This window comes from Rubrilithobacter danxiaensis, assembly GCF_047272945.1.
GTDB lineage: Bacteria > Bacteroidota > Bacteroidia > Sphingobacteriales > Sphingobacteriaceae > Rubrolithibacter > Rubrolithibacter danxiaensis.
In genome coordinates, this window is sequence record NZ_JBKOPS010000002.1 from 90,378 (window position 1) to 106,335 (window position 15,958).

Below are 15,958 nucleotides of genomic sequence, written 5' to 3' on the forward strand. Positions count from 1 at the left end.
AAACTTTTTTGGACCGTAACTTTGTCCGTTGTCGCCTTATGAACTTTGCACGCTCCTGCAAACAGGGTACAGCTTATCAATATAATAGAATATTTCTTCATGAATTATATATAAATTAAAGTTTAAAATTATCGAATTATCAGGAATTTCTTTCGTAGCGTACTGTCATTTTTGCAATACGATCTTCCAGCGATTCTGTACTTAGTTTTTCCCGCAACCTGTCAACCATGATGGGGAATGAAAAAGGAGTTGGACGCTCGCTTTCTGTTATCACTATCTTTAATTCTGTTATCCGTTGGAGGGCAGCCCTCAGCCTGAATTCTTCCAGCTGGAACTGCAATGCTTCGTTATAAGCCTGCCGTACCAGCACATTGTCGGGCTCATATTCATTAAAAACCTGGAACAACAGGGAAGTAGATGCCTGCAGGTGCCTGTTCTTCATAACCCTTCCGGGGAAGCCTGTAAAAACCAAGCCGGCAATGTGAGCAATGTCTCTGAATCGCCTCCTGGCCATTTCATTTGCATTCAAACTGTTTTGAATATCTCCTAACAAATTAGTGATACTGAACAACTGTTGGGTCAAACCCTCTTCTAAGGGAATAGGTTCATCACTTAAAAGCTCAAATCCATAATCGTTCATTGCGATGGAATAACTTCCTTTTTTAATTTTTCCTAAACGATAAGCGAATAAGGACGCCATTCCTTCGTGGACCAACCTCCCTTCAAAAGGGTAGAAAAAAATATGATGCCCATCCCGCGATTGAAATTTCTCGATCAGAAATTCAGATTTCTCCGGCAGATGCGATAACTGCTGTTGCAGTTGAAATAAGGGATGCAGTGCTTTAACTTCTATATCCGTTTCAATAGCATGTGCTACTTCGTCCAGTTTCTTTCTGAACATCGCTGAAAGCTGGGTTGAAAGCGGAATACGGCCACCCATCCAGCTGGGAACTTTTCCTTTAGATGATGCAGAACGCTTAACGAAAGCCGTCATATCTTTCACTTTTACAAGTTCAAGACTTCTTCCTGCAAACCAAAAGTTATCTCCAATTTTTAACCGCGCTATAAAGTCTTCTTCAATAGACCCTAAGTAGCCTCCTGTTAAATACTTTATCCGCATACTTACATCGCTCACTATAGTGCCCATACTTAAACGATGTCGCATAGCTACCCGCCTGTTGTTTACTTTATATAATCCGTTTTCAACTTCAACTTTTAAAAATTCGTCGTATTGAGAAAGGGTTTTTCCGCCTTTGGTAATAAAGTTTAGTATCTGCTGAAATTCTTCTTCATTCAAATCAGCATATGCATAAGTTGATTTGATCTCAGGAAAGATTTCTTGAGGCCGGAAACCGTCAGAGACAGCAAGGGTTACCAGGTATTGCATTAAAACATCCATAGCCAGCAGCATTGGGTCGCGGCTTTCAAAAATCCCTTCTTTAATCGCTTCCTTAATTGCAGCGCCTTCCAGAAGCTCGAGTGAATGTGTAGGGACAAACCAGGCTCTTGAAATAGCGCCTGGATGATGGCCGCTTCTTCCTGCCCGCTGCATAAACCGGGCAACTCCCTTCGGGCTGCCAACCTGGATAACAGTATCTACCGGCCTGAAATCAACTCCGAGGTCGAGGCTTGAAGTACAAACAACTAATTTTAAGATTCCCTCATGCAGGGCTTCCTCCACCCAGTTGCGCAGATCATTATCTAAAGAGCCGTGGTGCATGGCAATAATACCTGCATATTCAGGGTATTTTTCTAATATAACCTGATACCAGATTTCTGTTTGCGACCGGGTATTTGTAAAGATGAGCGTTGTTTTACTCTGGGCAACAATTTCCATTACCTGTGGAAGCAGCTTAATTCCTAAGTGTCCGGCCCAGGAGAAGTTTTCGATATTTTCGGGGATGATTGATTCGATGATTATATGTTTATCCAGGTTGGCCCGGATTAAGCGGATTTCATTTTCCTGCAGATCTCTTCCCAGCAAAACTTCAGCAGCCTGTTCTAAATTTCCAATAGTTGCACTTATTCCCCAGATCCTCAGCCGATTGGAAGATGCAGAAAACTGAACCTCAGGTTCTGGAGTTCTCTTTACTTCTTTTGCTATTGTTTTCAGACGTGCCAGGCCCAATTCTAATTGCACACCTCTTTTTGTTCCCAGTAATTCGTGCCATTCATCCACCACTACTACCTGTAAATGCTGAAATAATTTAGGATACTCTTTTTGTGCGAGCATGATATGCAGGCTTTCGGGAGTTGTTAATAGAACTTCTGGCTGTTTCTTCTTTAAATCCTGCTTCTCTTTTGCTGGTGTATCCCCGGTGCGGGTAGCAATTTTCCAGGGAATCTCCAGATCGTCCACTACCGATTGCATGGCTTTACGGATATCATTGGTAAGCGCCCGCAAAGGAGTTATCCAAAGCATTAATAAACCATTGTTTTTCCTGGTTTTATATTCGTGGGGGTAGCGGTTGATATAATCAACCAGAAAAGGAAGAAACAGAGCGAATGTTTTGCCGCTACCGGTGGGGGCATTCAGTAAACCTGAAAAGCCGTCGAGATAAGCTTTTTCCATCTCTTTTTGAAAAGGAAACTGAACCCAGTTCCTGGATTGGAACCAAGCACTGATTATTTGCTCCCCTTTGGTCATGGAAATCCTTTCAAGCTACACTTGTTTTGTCCCTTCGTAAACTTCTATTAAAGGAATTTTTAAGGAAAGAGACGGGAAGTTGAGAGCTGTTCCGGCTTCCTTATACTCTTCCAGTTCCCAGTGTCCTGTTTCGTTTATTCGAAACGCTTCTACATTAATACTTTCCGAATCTATCAAAATATATTCCTTTAGTGAGGGAATATCGCGGTATAACTTAAACTTGTCGCCTCTGTCGTAATTTTTTGTAGAAAGAGAAAGAATTTCGATGATAACAGAGGGATTTAAAATATTGTATTCATCGCTGTTCAGGGTTTCTATATTACCACAAACTATAGAGATATCAGGGTACGTAAACAAAGAGTTTTGAGGAATATGAATTCTTTGATCGCTGTTGAAAGGCCGACAAGGATTTCCTTTTAGTTTATTTGATAAAGCGGCTAAAAGATTTACACAAATTGTATTATGGGCTATGCCAGCACCAGACATAGCAAAAATTTCTCCCATGAAATACTCATGCTTTGCATCCGCGTTCTTTTCCATCTGCAGGTATTCAGCGATGCTGTATTTCTTCTTCTCGTACGCTACGGCCGGGTCTTTAACTTCCATTCTGCAATTTACAATTTTAAATCGCCTGATTTAACTATAAATTATACATTTAGCAGGGCTTTCAACGTTTCCAGGGTGTCTGCATCTTCAATTTTCTTATCCTGCCGCCAGCGGAGAATTCTTGGAAAACGAAGGGCAACTCCCGATTTATGCCGTGAAGAAAGATTTATCCCTTCAAAACCAATTTCAAAAACCAGCTCTGGCTTAACCGTTCGTACCGGACCGAATTTTTCGAGAGTATTTCGTTTTACAAAAGCATCTACCTGCTTTATCTCTTTATCTGTCAGTCCCGAATAGGCTTTAGCAAACGGAACCAGTTTATCCTCATCCCAAACCGCAAAAGTATAGTCTGTGTACAGATCTGCCCTTCGGCCGTGCCCTTTTTGGGCATAGATCATAACGGCATCTACGGAAAGCGGATCTATTTTCCATTTCCACCAATCGCCCCGCTTTCTGCCTACCTGATAAGCAGAACTTAATTTTTTCAGCATAAACCCTTCGGCATGATTTTCCCGCGATTTTTGCCGCAGTTCATAAAGTTCTTTCCAACTTTTAAAATCAATAACCGGCGACAAGCGAAAAACATCCTGGTAAGAACTGCACGAATGTAAGTTTTCCAAAATCTTTCTGCGCTCATCTAAGGGCAAGGAGCGAATATCTTCATTCTGATACTCGAGGCAGTCGTAAGCAATGAAAGCCATCGGACTTTCTGAGAGGATTTTTTTTGTAAGATTTTTTCTTCCTATCCTGGTTTGCAGCACATTGAAAGGCAGGGGTGCCCCATTGGCGAAACAAATCGCTTCACCGTCAAGTACAGTTCCTTCAGGTATATCATAAAGAAAGTCATGAAATTCCGGAAATTTTTCGGTTGCCAGCTCTTCACCCCTGGTCCAGACATAAATTTTTCCTTTTCGATGAATTGCCTGTGCCCGGATTCCATCCCACTTCCATTCGGCCTGCCATTGTAATGGATCTCCTAAATCCTGTTCTATCTCTTCGGCAGTTTTTACTTGGTCTGAAGTTTCCTGAATTGCATAAGCCAGATAGAAAGGATAAGGCCTTGAAATATCATCGGAAGCATCCTGCTGCTGCATCAAGTCTGAGAAGTTAAACGTTTTTGGGTCCCAGTTGCCCATAATACGATGAGTAAGTGTTGCCGTATCAAGTCCTGAAATTTCTGACAACGCTTTAATTATAAGACTTTGTGACACTCCAACCCGAAAGCTGCCTGTTAATATTTTATTAAAAACAAACCGTTCCTGCTGCGTCATCGATGACCAGGCATTTAACAGCCATTGTTTTTTATCTTCTTCAGTAAAACCTCCTATGCTGTTAATTTCATTGATCCAGGCTGTTAAAGAAAGATCCTGGGATTTGATTTTTTGAGGCAGCAGCAAAGATATTGTTTCTCCCAGATCGCCTACTACCTGGTAGCTTTCTTCAAAGAGCCATTGCGGGATGGCAGCCATCTCCATAGCCCAGATGCGTATTAAAGTTGCGTTAATCTGTCGCTTTGGTTTGCGGCCGGTAAACAATGCAAGCGTATTGATTTTATCTTCATCGCTCACATGGGTAAAATATTCTTTTAAGATCCTGACTTTCTCGTTCGTTTTATTCGTTTCATCAAGGTCGGAAAATAAGCGGGCAAAGTCTTTCATTCAATTAAATGTCTGTTTGCTGAATTCCTATAACATCGCCTTCTTCATCAACTACTTCCACAGGCAGTTCATCTTCCGCTGTTGCTTCATCGCCGCCATACAAGGTTTTTGCTTCGTGTGCATCGTATCCTGATTCAGAAAGAAACCTTGCAAACGAAGCCGTATATCCATGGGTAAGATAAACGGTTTCACATTCGGTAGCTTTAATGGCCTCCAGTAAACCGGGCCAATCGACATGGTCAGAAAGTACAAAACCTCTGTCAGCTGCCATCCGTCGTTTCGCTCCGCGTAGTGCCATCCAGCCGGAACAATATCCGAGACTATAAGGATAAAATCTTCGCATCCAGGGAGAGCCCATTGCCGAAGGGGGACATAAAACTATCCCTTTCCTTACGTCATCTGCTTTAGTGTCTACAGTAATTCGGGTGGTGGTTTTAAGATAGACACCATTTCTTCGCAAAGCTTCGTTTGTGTTTTCAATTACTCCGTGAGTATATACTTTTCCTAATGTTAGATCTAAATGTTGCAAAAGGCGTTGAGATTTTCCCAAAGAATATCCCATCAGTACAGATACTTTACCTTCTTCCAGGTTCTGTTTCCACCATGAATTAACAGCTGCGTACACTTCTTCCTGCTCTTTCCATTTATAAACAGGCATACCAAACGTACATTCAGAAATAAATGAATGGCATTTTATTGGTTCAAAGGGTGCACACGTTCCGTCATCCTCAAGCTTATAGTCTCCCGATACGACCCATACTTCACCTTTATATTCAACTCTGATCTGGGCAGAGCCGATAATATGTCCGGCAGGATGGAAGGAAATTTTAACACCATTTTTAACTACCGTTTCACCGTATTCTACTGTTTGAAGATTGATTTCTCCTAAGCGATATTTTAATACTTCTGAGGATAAATAATGGGCAAGATATTTTTTATGTCCCCATTTGGCATGATCTGAGTGCGCATGTGTAATTACTGCATCATTTACGGGTTTCCAGGGGTCGATATAGAAATCTCCGGAAGCACAATAAATTCCATTATCATTAAACTCGAGCAGCGGTTTATGAGCCATAGAAAATAAACCTGCAACTAACAGAATGGTTTTAAACACAAAAACCCGGACTAACCCAGGTTTTGCTATTCATTCTATATTAAATTTAATATTTAAAAGTCAGTTGAGTGCTTTTTCCAAGCTGAATAAAATCAACCAGGACATTTAAGCTTTCGTTCTGAATAAAATCTACATCATCTTTTGGTTTGGGCTCTCCTTTTTTCAATGGAGGTAAACCTTTTAACGCTCTTCGTTGGTTGTCGCGTGCCAGGGTACGTGCTTCTTGTTCGTCACGTTCCTTTTTTAACTTTTCTTCATTCAAAGTTACAGACGTTTCACTTGAACGTTTTCTAAACTGTTCTATATCTTCCAAAAGGTATTTATATTCCGGTGCAGCCTTCATTCTCTTTTCATGCATGCTTGACAGCTGAGTTTTTAAACCTGAAAGATCTGCAACAGGAGCGTAGTTACTAGGTTTAATTACATCGAAAGGTAAAGCCGAAGGTTCTGAGCTTTCTCCAAATTTATCAGCCGGGAAAACCATCGGAAACTTAATATCAGGAATTACCCCTTTATGCTGTGTACTGTTACCATTTACACGATAAAACTTGGCCATGGTTAAATTTATCTGGCCAAACTTTGGAAGGTTTTTAGAAGTTGAACTTGCTGTTTCTTCTCCTTTCTTGGTCATTAAAAGCAACTTATCGGCCGGGCCGATAAAGCGAGCCATATCCAAAGCGGATTGTACAGTACCTTTTCCGTAAGTCTGTGTTCCGAGGATAATACCCCGGCCGTAATCCTGAATTGCCCCGGCAAAAATTTCAGATGCGGAAGCACTGAAACGATCTACTATTACGCCTAAGGGACCATTCCATGCAATACTTTCGTCTTCGTCTTTATCAACTTCTACCTGGTTGCGTGCATCTCTCACCTGAACTACAGGGCCGGTTTTAATAAATAAACCTGTTAACTCAATAGCTTCCATTAGCGAGCCGCCGCCGTTGCTGCGCAAATCTATCATAACGCCGTCAACCTTTTGCTGTTTCAATGTATCCAGAATCATTCGCACGTCTCTGGTGGTGCTTTTATAATTAGGATCGCCTGCCTGATAGGCTTTAAAATCTGCATAGAAACCGGGAACATCAATAACCCCGATTTTATATGTTTTGCCACCGGAGGTTACTGTTTTAATGGTTTTCTTTGCAGACTGATCCTGCAAAACCACTTTATCTCGATATAATTCAACAATTTTCGGTTTAGAGGAAATTTCTTGTCCGGCAGGAATAATTTTTAATCGAACCATAGTGCCTTTTGGCCCTTTTATCTTTGAAACAGTATTGTCAAGGCGCCATCCAATTACGTCTACAAATTCACCATCTTTTCCCTGAGCCACGGCAATAATCTTGTCGTCAACATTCAAGGTTTTTGCTTTATAGGCAGGGCCGCCCGGGATAATTTCAGCGATTTTAACTACTTCATTTTCTAACTGAAGCCTTGCGCCGATACCTTCAAAGGTACGTGCCATCTCCTCATTAAATTCCTGGGCTCTGGTTGGTACAAAATAATTGGTATGCGGATCGATGCTTTCTGTAAAAGCATCCATCATGATCTGGAAAGCATCCTGGTTATTTGTTTTATTAGATTGTGATAACAGGTTTTCGTAACGTTGTTTTAATGTTTTTACATTCTTTTCTTCTTCCGAACCCGTTATTCGCAAATTCAGTAAATCATATTTAACCCTTTTAAGCCATGCTTCGTTCGCTTCCGCTTCTGATTTAAACCAGGGAAGTTTACTCCTGTCGTAGGTATAAACCTCATTTCCGTCAAAACTGAAATTTGTATTTACCTGCGATAACGAATACTTCAAGCGTTCATCGTATCTTTTTTGAAAAATGTTGAATATACGGAACAAGGCATTCAGATCTCCATCGCGAAGCTGATCGTCAAGGCTGTATTTATACTGTTCGAAGTCTTTAACATCACTGGCAAGAAGGTAGGTATGGCCTTCATCAAGCCGTTTTAGGTAATTATTAAAAATAACTTCCGAAATGGAATCGGTGAGCTTTACTTTTTTATAATGAAAGTTTTCTATCAGCTCTACAATTTTTTTGGTAACGATCTCCTGCTGCGCCTCGGGCTCCAGATTATTTGACCCTTCTACTTTTGGGTCAATATTTGTATTTGCCTGGCATGCAAATGCAGCTGCTATAAATAAAGAAAGAAATATTTTTTTAAGCATTTCCCTGAATGATTTAAAATCCATTTTTTATGATACCTTGCTATAATGATCAGCTTTTTAAATAAACAAAAAGAGGCAGTAAATCCCTGCCTCTTTTTGTAACAACTTTGAAGCCAAAATTAGTATTTTTTATTTTTAAATAAACGTGAATTTACTTAAGGATGAATATGTTTTAAAAAACTTTAACAGCAGAGGTATTAAACAAGTTTTCTTTCAATTTGTAATATTCATCAATACTTGTGTTTGCCGCTAAATAGTTTCCGAGCTTTCGGTAAACATCACCCATATTTCCTTTAATTTCAACAAGGTATTCTGAAAAATTATTATCGGCGGCCAGTTTTTCAGCCTCTTTATAATCCGCCAGTGCCTGGTCGTTAAAGCCCAGTTCACTTTTAATGAAAGCAAGGCTCATTAATGAAGAAATCTGTGCCGGAAGATTGTTTAACTTATCTGCCATTATCTTAGATTGAACAGAAAACCATTTCGCTTCAGACAGTTTGTTTTGCAAGCGATACATAAACGCCAGCGATTCAAAGCAATTCATTCTGCCTACTTTATTTCCCATCCTTCTGAATAATGGAAATGCCTTTTTCAAAATATAGTATTCTGCCTGTGTATATTCTCCCTTCATAGATTTTAAATCAGCAATCTTAAGATAATCCTCAGCAACAACATTAGGTTTCTGAATGGCAGAATTTATTTTAGTGTTTTCTTCGTAAAGGATAATTGCCTTGTCATATTGTCCTGTTACTTTGTAAACTGCGGCCAGGTTTTCATTTATACTCGCTATTCCCTGTTTATCTTTCTTCTGTTCGCATAATCTTTTGGCATCATTAAAAAACTGTACTGATTTTTCAAAATCACCTTTGTTAGCATGTAAAACTGCCAGCGAGTTATTTATTAGTACAAGGCCGGAATAATTATCTTCACTCTTATATAAGGCAAGTGTTTTCTTTAGATTATCTTCTGCGTCTTTGCCGGATGTTTGAAAAGTTTCAGTAAACGAAAGAAAGGAATAAAGTGACTGAAATTCTTTGTAATTTTTAAAAGAAGCCGCATCTTTTGTCATTTTATTAAAACGTGCGTCCACCTGCATTTTAAAAATAACGGCAGAGTCTAATAAAATGCCCATTTCCTGGGGCCCGATTTTTACCGGTTTCTTTGCACTCAGTGAAACGGAATCAGGATTGATAGCAGAAAAAGCGGAACTGCTATTCGTGCGGCATATTCCTGCCAGCAGCAGAATTAGGATATGTTTAATCTTCATGTAGTTTTTCTGTAGGGAATTCGTTTTTGAAAGAGCGATAACATTGAGTAGCAATTTACTAATACTTTGAGATAGTAAACTATAATTTATTTTTAAACGTAATAAAAAGAAGGGTATTGTGTGGAGATATTATTCTCCGCTGAAAACTTTAAGTCCCTGATCAAAAGACGCCCAAACCATGTAAGGATGAGAATTCTGGTAGTGGATATGGCCGTCGACAGTAATACCAATAACACCGGCAAAGCCATCGAACGGTTTTAATTCTTCAAACGATTTTTGTGATGCGTCCATTAATGAAAAACCATCTGTAACCCGGGTTACTATCTTTGCTGCCAGTCCAGCACTTACAATATCTTCACCTACTCCGGTACAGGAAATAGCAGCGTATTCATTAGCAAAGTTACCCGCTACCGTGGCAGAATCGCTTACCCTTCCGGGTATTTCAAATCCCTTCCCACCTGTTGAAGTTGCCGCCGCCAGGTTTCCTTCGCTATCCAGGGCAACGCAGCCAACGGTTCCCAGTCTTGATTGCTGCTCACGTTTCTTTTCATATTCTTCCCTGCGCTGTTTGGTCACTGGATTATAATACTCGAATCCCTGTTGTCTTGCAAAATCCAAAGCCTCTCTTCCGCATAAAACGCTGTCCGGAAAATCCATTAACTTTTTCGCAATAAAAACGGGATTTTTTACATCTTCGACATTTATTACTCCTGCAAATTTTTTTGAAGTCCCGTCCATAATGGATGCGCTCATCCGTATCTTTCCGTCAGCCTGTATTTGAGAACCCAGGCCTGCATTAAACAGATCACAATCTTCCAGTAAGGAAACTGCATAGGCAGCTGTTTCTACAGCAGGATGATTCAGAAGATAGTTATGAGCAGCTTTAACAATTTCGCTTAAAGCCTGTTGTTTGGCCTTCTTTACTTCCTGATTAGTACCCGATTCTGAAAAAAATCCGCCGTGTATAATTATTTTCGGCTCCATCAATCGTAGTCTTTAAGTTTCAGATAAACGTCTTCCTCTATTTTTACTGCCTTTTTTATGTGGAGTTCGTGTTTCTGCAAGTCGTAGGTATCAAATATCGACATGACGTGTACACGCAAGTTTTCAATAGATACAGGCGAGCCGATTTCAACATCGTAAATATTGGTTTCTTCAATAAAGCGGCCGTCTACAAGAATTGTAAGTCCCGCTCCGATAGCTTCCAGGCAATTCCCTTCTGTTATCAAAAGTCCTGCATCCTCTCCTAAACCAATTCCAAGCAGCCCGGGATTACTTGCTACTGCATAAAACAATCTGCCAATGCGCCCCCGCTGAACAAAATGGGTATCAATTATCATTCCTTCAATAAATCCCAACCCGCCGGTAATCTGTACTTCTCCCTTTATTAAAGCTTCGCTGCTACTGCCTCTGTATATCATATTTGCCGAAGCGGCCGCAGCTCCCGCAGAAGTTCCTGCAATTATAAAAAGTTCCTCCTGGTAGCGCTTGCGAAGAATTTTCAAAAATTCAGTCCCGCCAAAAATAGAACTAAGGCGCAGCTGGTCGCCGCCTGTGAACATTACAATATCGGCCTTTTTAATTCTTTCGAGATATTCCGGTATCTGAGCATCCTCCCTTGTCCTGATATCCAATACCTGTATATTTTTTACCTGGAGCTGGTTAAACGATTTAATATATTCAGGACCGACAATCTCGGGTATTTTGGATGCCGTTGTAATAACTTCAATTACCGGATCTGCTGTATTTTTAGATTCGGTGATTATCCGTTTTAAAATACCACGCTCAAAAAATTTGATGTAATGTGGATGGTTGATGTTTTCGTTGTAGCTTAAAGAGCTTCCCAAATCCACCGCACCACCAATAATTACCAGTTTTCCCTTAGGAGCCATAATTTTTTATACCTAAAATATCCCCTTTAGTTTCAATTAAGCGAAAAAAACTTTATATATAATACACGGTTAAGTAGTTAAAAATACCCTGTTTTTTATCCTATTATGAAAATTTTGAGTATCCGGGCATTGAGAGGACCAAACATCTGGTCAGTGCGAAAAAAGAAGCTGATACAAATGCGTCTGGACCTTGAAGAATTGGAATACAAACCCAGCAATAACATACCTGGTTTTAAACAGAGGCTGGAGGCGCTTATTCCCAGCCTTTATACCCATTATTGTTCTCCAGGCCATGAAGGCGGTTTTTTTGAACGTGTAGAGGAAGGAACCTGGATGGGCCATATTATAGAACATATTGCCCTTGAGATTCAAACCCTTGCCGGAATGGACTGTGGCTTTGGAAGAACCCGCTCGACGGGTACAACCGGCATATACAATGTGGTTTTTGCCTACCTGGAAGAGAATGTGGGAATTTTTGCCGCAAAGGCAGCAGTTAGAATTGCTGAAGCTCTGATAAATGGAAAACTATACAACCTGCAGCCGGATATTCAGAAGATGCGGGAAATGCGGGATAAAGAACGCCTGGGCCCCAGCACTGCTTCCATTGTAGAAGAAGCAGAAAAACGGGGGATTCCTTTTATCAGGCTTAACTCATTTTCATTAGTACAGTTGGGCTACGGTAAAAACCAGGTACGCTTTCGTGCCACTATTACTGATAAAACCAGCAGTATAGGCGTAGACATAGCTTCTAACAAAGAAGAAACCAAACGCATTTTACAGGAGCAGGCGATACCCGTAGCAGAGGGATTAACAATTTCAGAGGAAGAGGAAATTACGGCGGCTATCGAAGAACTTGGTTTTCCGCTTGTTTTTAAGCCGCTGGACGGCAATCATGGTAATGGTGCTACAATAAATATTAAAACTTTAGAAGGAGCAAAAGAAGCATTTGAGTTTGCCCGGCATTATTCCGATAAAGTTATTGCGGAACAATACATAAAAGGATATGACTTTCGGGTTCTCGTAATTAATAATAAGATGGTTGCCGCCGCCTTACGTACCCCGGCACATGTTAAAGGTGATGGCATACATACAATTAAGGAATTAATTGAAATAGAAAATAAAGATCCCCGAAGGGGATACGGGCATGAGAATGTGTTAACAGAAATAACTGTCGACAGAGATACGATGGACCTGCTTACGAAAAGAAATTATTCTCTTGAAACGATACCAGGTAAAGATGAAACCGTATTCCTGAAATCTACCGCAAACCTCAGTACAGGCGGTACATCTGTTGATGTAACTGAATTGGTCCATCCCCACAATGTTTTCATTTGCGAACGCATTGCCAGAATTATCGGGTTAGATGTTTGCGGTATTGATATAATGGCCGAAAATCTTACCCAGCCACTGGAAGAAACCGGAGGAGTAGTACTGGAAGTAAATGCTGCTCCCGGCTTCAGAATGCACCTGGCCCCCAGTATTGGAACACCCAGGAATGTGGCAGCACCCGTGTTGGATATGCTTTATCCGCCCGGTAAATCTGCCAGGATACCTATTATAGCCATTACAGGTACCAACGGAAAAACCACAACAACCCGCTTAATTTCTCATATTATAAAAAATAACGGCTACCGGGTTGGTTTTACTACTTCCGACGGTGTTTACATTCAAAACTCCATGCTGCTGCAGGGAGATACTACCGGCCCTGCAAGCGCAGAGTTTGTATTGAAAGACCCTACGGTAGAATTTGCTGTTCTGGAAACGGCACGGGGTGGAATATTGCGGGCCGGACTTGGTTACGAACAGTCGGATATAGGAGTTATCACCAACATACAGGAAGACCATTTGGGAATATCAGATATTAATACCCTGGAAGACCTGATGCGGGTAAAAGCTGTGGTTATTGAATCGGTAAAAAAAGATGGCTGGGCTGTTCTTAATGCAGATAATGACTATTGCGTTCGCATAGGAAAGGAAACAACGCATTGTAATGTTGCTTACTTTTCTATGGATGAACACAACCCGGTTATTGAAGAGCATTGCAAAAAAGGAGGCATTGCAGCATTGTTTGAAAACGGATTTATTTCAGTAAAAAAAGGCGATTGGAAAATCCGCATCTCTAAAGTTTCACATATCCCCATTACCTTTAACGGTACTGTTCCTTTCATGATTCAGAACGCCCTCGCGGCATCGCTTTCTGCCTTCCTGTGGGGATTTAAAATAGAAGATATCCGTTTATCGTTAGAAACATTTATCCCTTCCGCAGCTCAAACTCCAGGCAGGATGAACCTGTTCCACTTTAATGATTACAAAATATTAATAGATCATGCACACAATCCTGACGGACTAAGAGGTTTACAGCCTTTTATTGCTACGCTGAATACTTCTGTTAAAACCGGTGTTATCTCAGGTACAGGCGACCGAAGAGATGAAGACATCCGTGAAGTAGGAAGGTTAAGTGCAAACATGTTCGACCGGATTATTATTTGCCAGGAAAAATATCTGAGAGGAAGAACGCACGATGAGCTGGTTGGCCTTTTGGTAGAAGGAGTAAAAGAAGCAAAACCCGATATAGATGTTAAGATAATCCCAAAAAGCGAAGATGCATGGAAGCATGTAATAGCGAATGTAACACCGGGCGAATTAATAACCATTATCGGGGAAGCGATTTACCATCCGATTGAAGTAGTACAGCAACACTACGATAAGGAATGCGGAAAACAGGTGCAGGTTTAAATAAATTAACTATGGAAAGACACGTTTCAGATCTTGAGAAAGATTTTGAGTTTCAGAAAATCGAATGGCCTTTATACCGTATCGGTTGGGTTTTAATGGGTGTTTTTTTAACTCTGGGAGCGGTAGGTTTATTTGGCCATGGTATTTTTTCACGAAAGCATGTGAAGCAAGCAAATTTTTCTATTGAGTACGACCGCTATCTTCGATATTCTGTAAGCACAGAGCTTGTAGTTAATGCAGGCAGTTTAGGGAAAGATTCTTCTTTAACAATAAATTCAGATTACTTAAAAAAAGTTAAAATTGATAAAATACTTCCTGAACCAAAATTAATGGAATTAAGCGGAAAACATATTAAGCTGAAGTTTTCTGACAGTAAAATAAATGAAATAACATTCTATCTGGATCCTATTGATTATGGTGCGCAAAGTTTAGAGATAGAAATAAACGGTAATAAAAAAACGGTAGATCAGTATATATTCTTTTAACACATTAAAAACTAAAGGCTATGGAATCGATCATATTACGCTCTACTATAATTTACTTTTTTGTATTTATTATTCTACGGGTAGGCGGTAAAAGAACGCTGGGTGAAATGACCACCTTCGACTTGGTATTGCTGTTAATAATTAGTGAAGCGTGTCAGCAAGCTTTAATAAACGATGATAATTCGATTACCGGAGGGATGTTAGCAATAACCACATTGGTTTTTATTGATATTGTAATTTCTCTTTTAACCGGCAAATACAAATTGTTTGATAATATCATCAACAGCGTGCCGCTTATTATTTTAAAAGATGGCGAACCGTTTTTAGACAGAATGTCGAAAGCACGGTTGCAGGTTGAAGATATTTTGGAAGCAGCACGGGCGAATCAGGGTCTGGAAAGTCTCGATCAGATAAAATATGCAGTACTTGAAAAAGACGGCTCAATAAGTATTATTCCAAAGCACTTAAACCCGGGCCCGGCTATTTAGCTTAATATTTCTTACTCAAATTATCTAATACACTTTTATCAAAATCGGTAAGTTGCGGGCTTAACTCTGTTTGTATAAAATGCAGTTTAAAAGCCTTTATGGCGGCTATCGAATCCTGAACGTCGTATCCGATAAGCCTTAATGCAGTTTTACTATTGAACGTACTGTCGGGTACCTCCGTCATATCATCGTACCACAGTCCGAACCCTTTTGAAGCAAGTTTTTTCCAGGGAAAGAGCGGATTTGGATCCACCTTTCTCTTGGGAGCAATATCTGAATGCCCGATAAAATTGCTTGCCGGAATATTATAATTCTTTTTAAGCATTGCCAGTAAGGATAACAGGCTGTTTATCTGCGTATCGGTAAATGCTTCAAAACCATTATTATCAAGTTCTATCCCTATAGAGGAAGAATTGATATCCGTTAAACTACCCCACTTTGCATTTCCGCCGTGCCATGCTCTGAGGTAATCATTCAGCATGTGATAAATAGTTCCGTCTTTACAAATTACATAATGAGCGCTTACCTGCGTTTTTACAGTGGTAAAGGTTTTTAGTGTTTGTTCACACGCGTTTTGGGCGGTATGATGAATAATTACATAATTAGGCTTACGCAGGTTAAAATTTACTGTTCCAACAAAATAAGGTGCAGTTTTTACTCCGGGCCCCTCTATAAAAGGCAAAGGGGATTTACTGATAGTTTTTGCCAGCGTTCGTGCCTGCTTTTTATACATTTTATTAGTAGGAGCATAGGGATTTACAGAACACGAGGAAAAAAAGATGAGCAGAGTGGTTGCTAAAATAAAATGGCGTTTCATAATTGATCCAAATTTAACTTTAAGCCCGAAACAAACTGTTGGTATATTGATAAAAATAGAAAAGCTTCC

The 15,958-nt window shown here is 40.2% G+C and carries 12 protein-coding genes; 3 read left to right on the forward strand and 9 right to left on the reverse strand.

Translation table 11 applies throughout. From position 1 onward, the window contains the following. Positions 1 to 139: 139 nt before the first annotated feature. The 8 genes from ACLCDL_RS02455 to ACLCDL_RS02490 all read right to left on the reverse strand — a co-directional run bounded on the left by ACLCDL_RS02455 (position 140) and on the right by ACLCDL_RS02490 (position 11,363). The gene (locus ACLCDL_RS02455; RefSeq protein ID WP_423146458.1) at positions 140 to 2,647 is read right to left on the reverse strand and encodes a ligase-associated DNA damage response DEXH box helicase; all 2,508 of its coding nucleotides are present in this window, start codon (positions 2,645 to 2,647) and stop codon (positions 140 to 142) included. A gap of 15 nt (positions 2,648 to 2,662) precedes the next feature. Continuing rightward, positions 2,663 to 3,253 (reverse strand): Uma2 family endonuclease, encoded by a 591-nt coding sequence (locus ACLCDL_RS02460; RefSeq protein WP_423146460.1) that lies wholly within the window; start codon positions 3,251 to 3,253, stop codon positions 2,663 to 2,665. 41 nt (positions 3,254 to 3,294) lie between these two features. Then, positions 3,295 to 4,911, reverse strand: a complete 1,617-nt coding sequence (locus tag ACLCDL_RS02465; protein WP_423146461.1) for an ATP-dependent DNA ligase — start codon at positions 4,909 to 4,911, stop codon at positions 3,295 to 3,297. Between the two features lie 4 nt (positions 4,912 to 4,915). After that, entirely contained in the window at positions 4,916 to 5,986 is a 1,071-nt protein-coding gene (locus ACLCDL_RS02470; RefSeq protein ID WP_423146463.1) for a ligase-associated DNA damage response exonuclease, read from the reverse strand. An 85-nt stretch (positions 5,987 to 6,071) separates the two neighbouring features. Then, positions 6,072 to 8,228 (reverse strand): carboxy terminal-processing peptidase, encoded by a 2,157-nt coding sequence (locus ACLCDL_RS02475; protein ID WP_423146464.1) that lies wholly within the window; start codon positions 8,226 to 8,228, stop codon positions 6,072 to 6,074. A 148-nt stretch (positions 8,229 to 8,376) separates the two neighbouring features. Then, entirely contained in the window at positions 8,377 to 9,471 is a 1,095-nt protein-coding gene (locus tag ACLCDL_RS02480; protein ID WP_423146465.1) for a tetratricopeptide repeat protein, read from the reverse strand. 129 nt (positions 9,472 to 9,600) lie between these two features. Continuing rightward, entirely contained in the window at positions 9,601 to 10,455 is an 855-nt protein-coding gene (locus ACLCDL_RS02485) for an isoaspartyl peptidase/L-asparaginase (RefSeq protein ID WP_423146466.1), read from the reverse strand. Beyond that, complete coding sequence (locus ACLCDL_RS02490) at positions 10,455 to 11,363, reverse strand: cyanophycinase (protein ID WP_423146467.1); 909 nt, start codon at positions 11,361 to 11,363, stop codon at positions 10,455 to 10,457. The genes ACLCDL_RS02485 and ACLCDL_RS02490 overlap by 1 nt, the downstream gene beginning before the upstream one ends. Positions 11,364 to 11,468: 105 nt before the next feature. On the opposite strand from ACLCDL_RS02490, the gene cphA reads away from it, so the two are divergent. Genes cphA through ACLCDL_RS02505 form a run of 3 tightly spaced genes read left to right on the forward strand, consistent with a single transcriptional unit; the run spans position 11,469 to position 15,072 of the window. After that, positions 11,469 to 14,099 (forward strand): cyanophycin synthetase, encoded by a 2,631-nt coding sequence (gene cphA, locus ACLCDL_RS02495; protein ID WP_423146468.1) that lies wholly within the window; start codon positions 11,469 to 11,471, stop codon positions 14,097 to 14,099. Positions 14,100 to 14,110: 11 nt separating this feature from the next. Beyond that, positions 14,111 to 14,584: a hypothetical protein gene (locus tag ACLCDL_RS02500; protein ID WP_423146469.1), complete on the forward strand. Its 474-nt coding sequence runs from the start codon at positions 14,111 to 14,113 to the stop codon at positions 14,582 to 14,584. 20 nt (positions 14,585 to 14,604) lie between these two features. Then, positions 14,605 to 15,072 carry a DUF421 domain-containing protein gene (locus ACLCDL_RS02505; protein ID WP_423146470.1) on the forward strand — a complete coding sequence of 156 codons (468 nt, stop codon included), beginning with the start codon at positions 14,605 to 14,607 and terminating at the stop codon, positions 15,070 to 15,072. Position 15,073: 1 nt separating this feature from the next. On the opposite strand, the gene ACLCDL_RS02510 is transcribed toward ACLCDL_RS02505, so the two are convergent. Then, positions 15,074 to 15,889, reverse strand: a complete 816-nt coding sequence (locus ACLCDL_RS02510) for an N-acetylmuramoyl-L-alanine amidase (RefSeq protein WP_423146471.1) — start codon at positions 15,887 to 15,889, stop codon at positions 15,074 to 15,076. Positions 15,890 to 15,958: the final 69 nt, after the last annotated feature.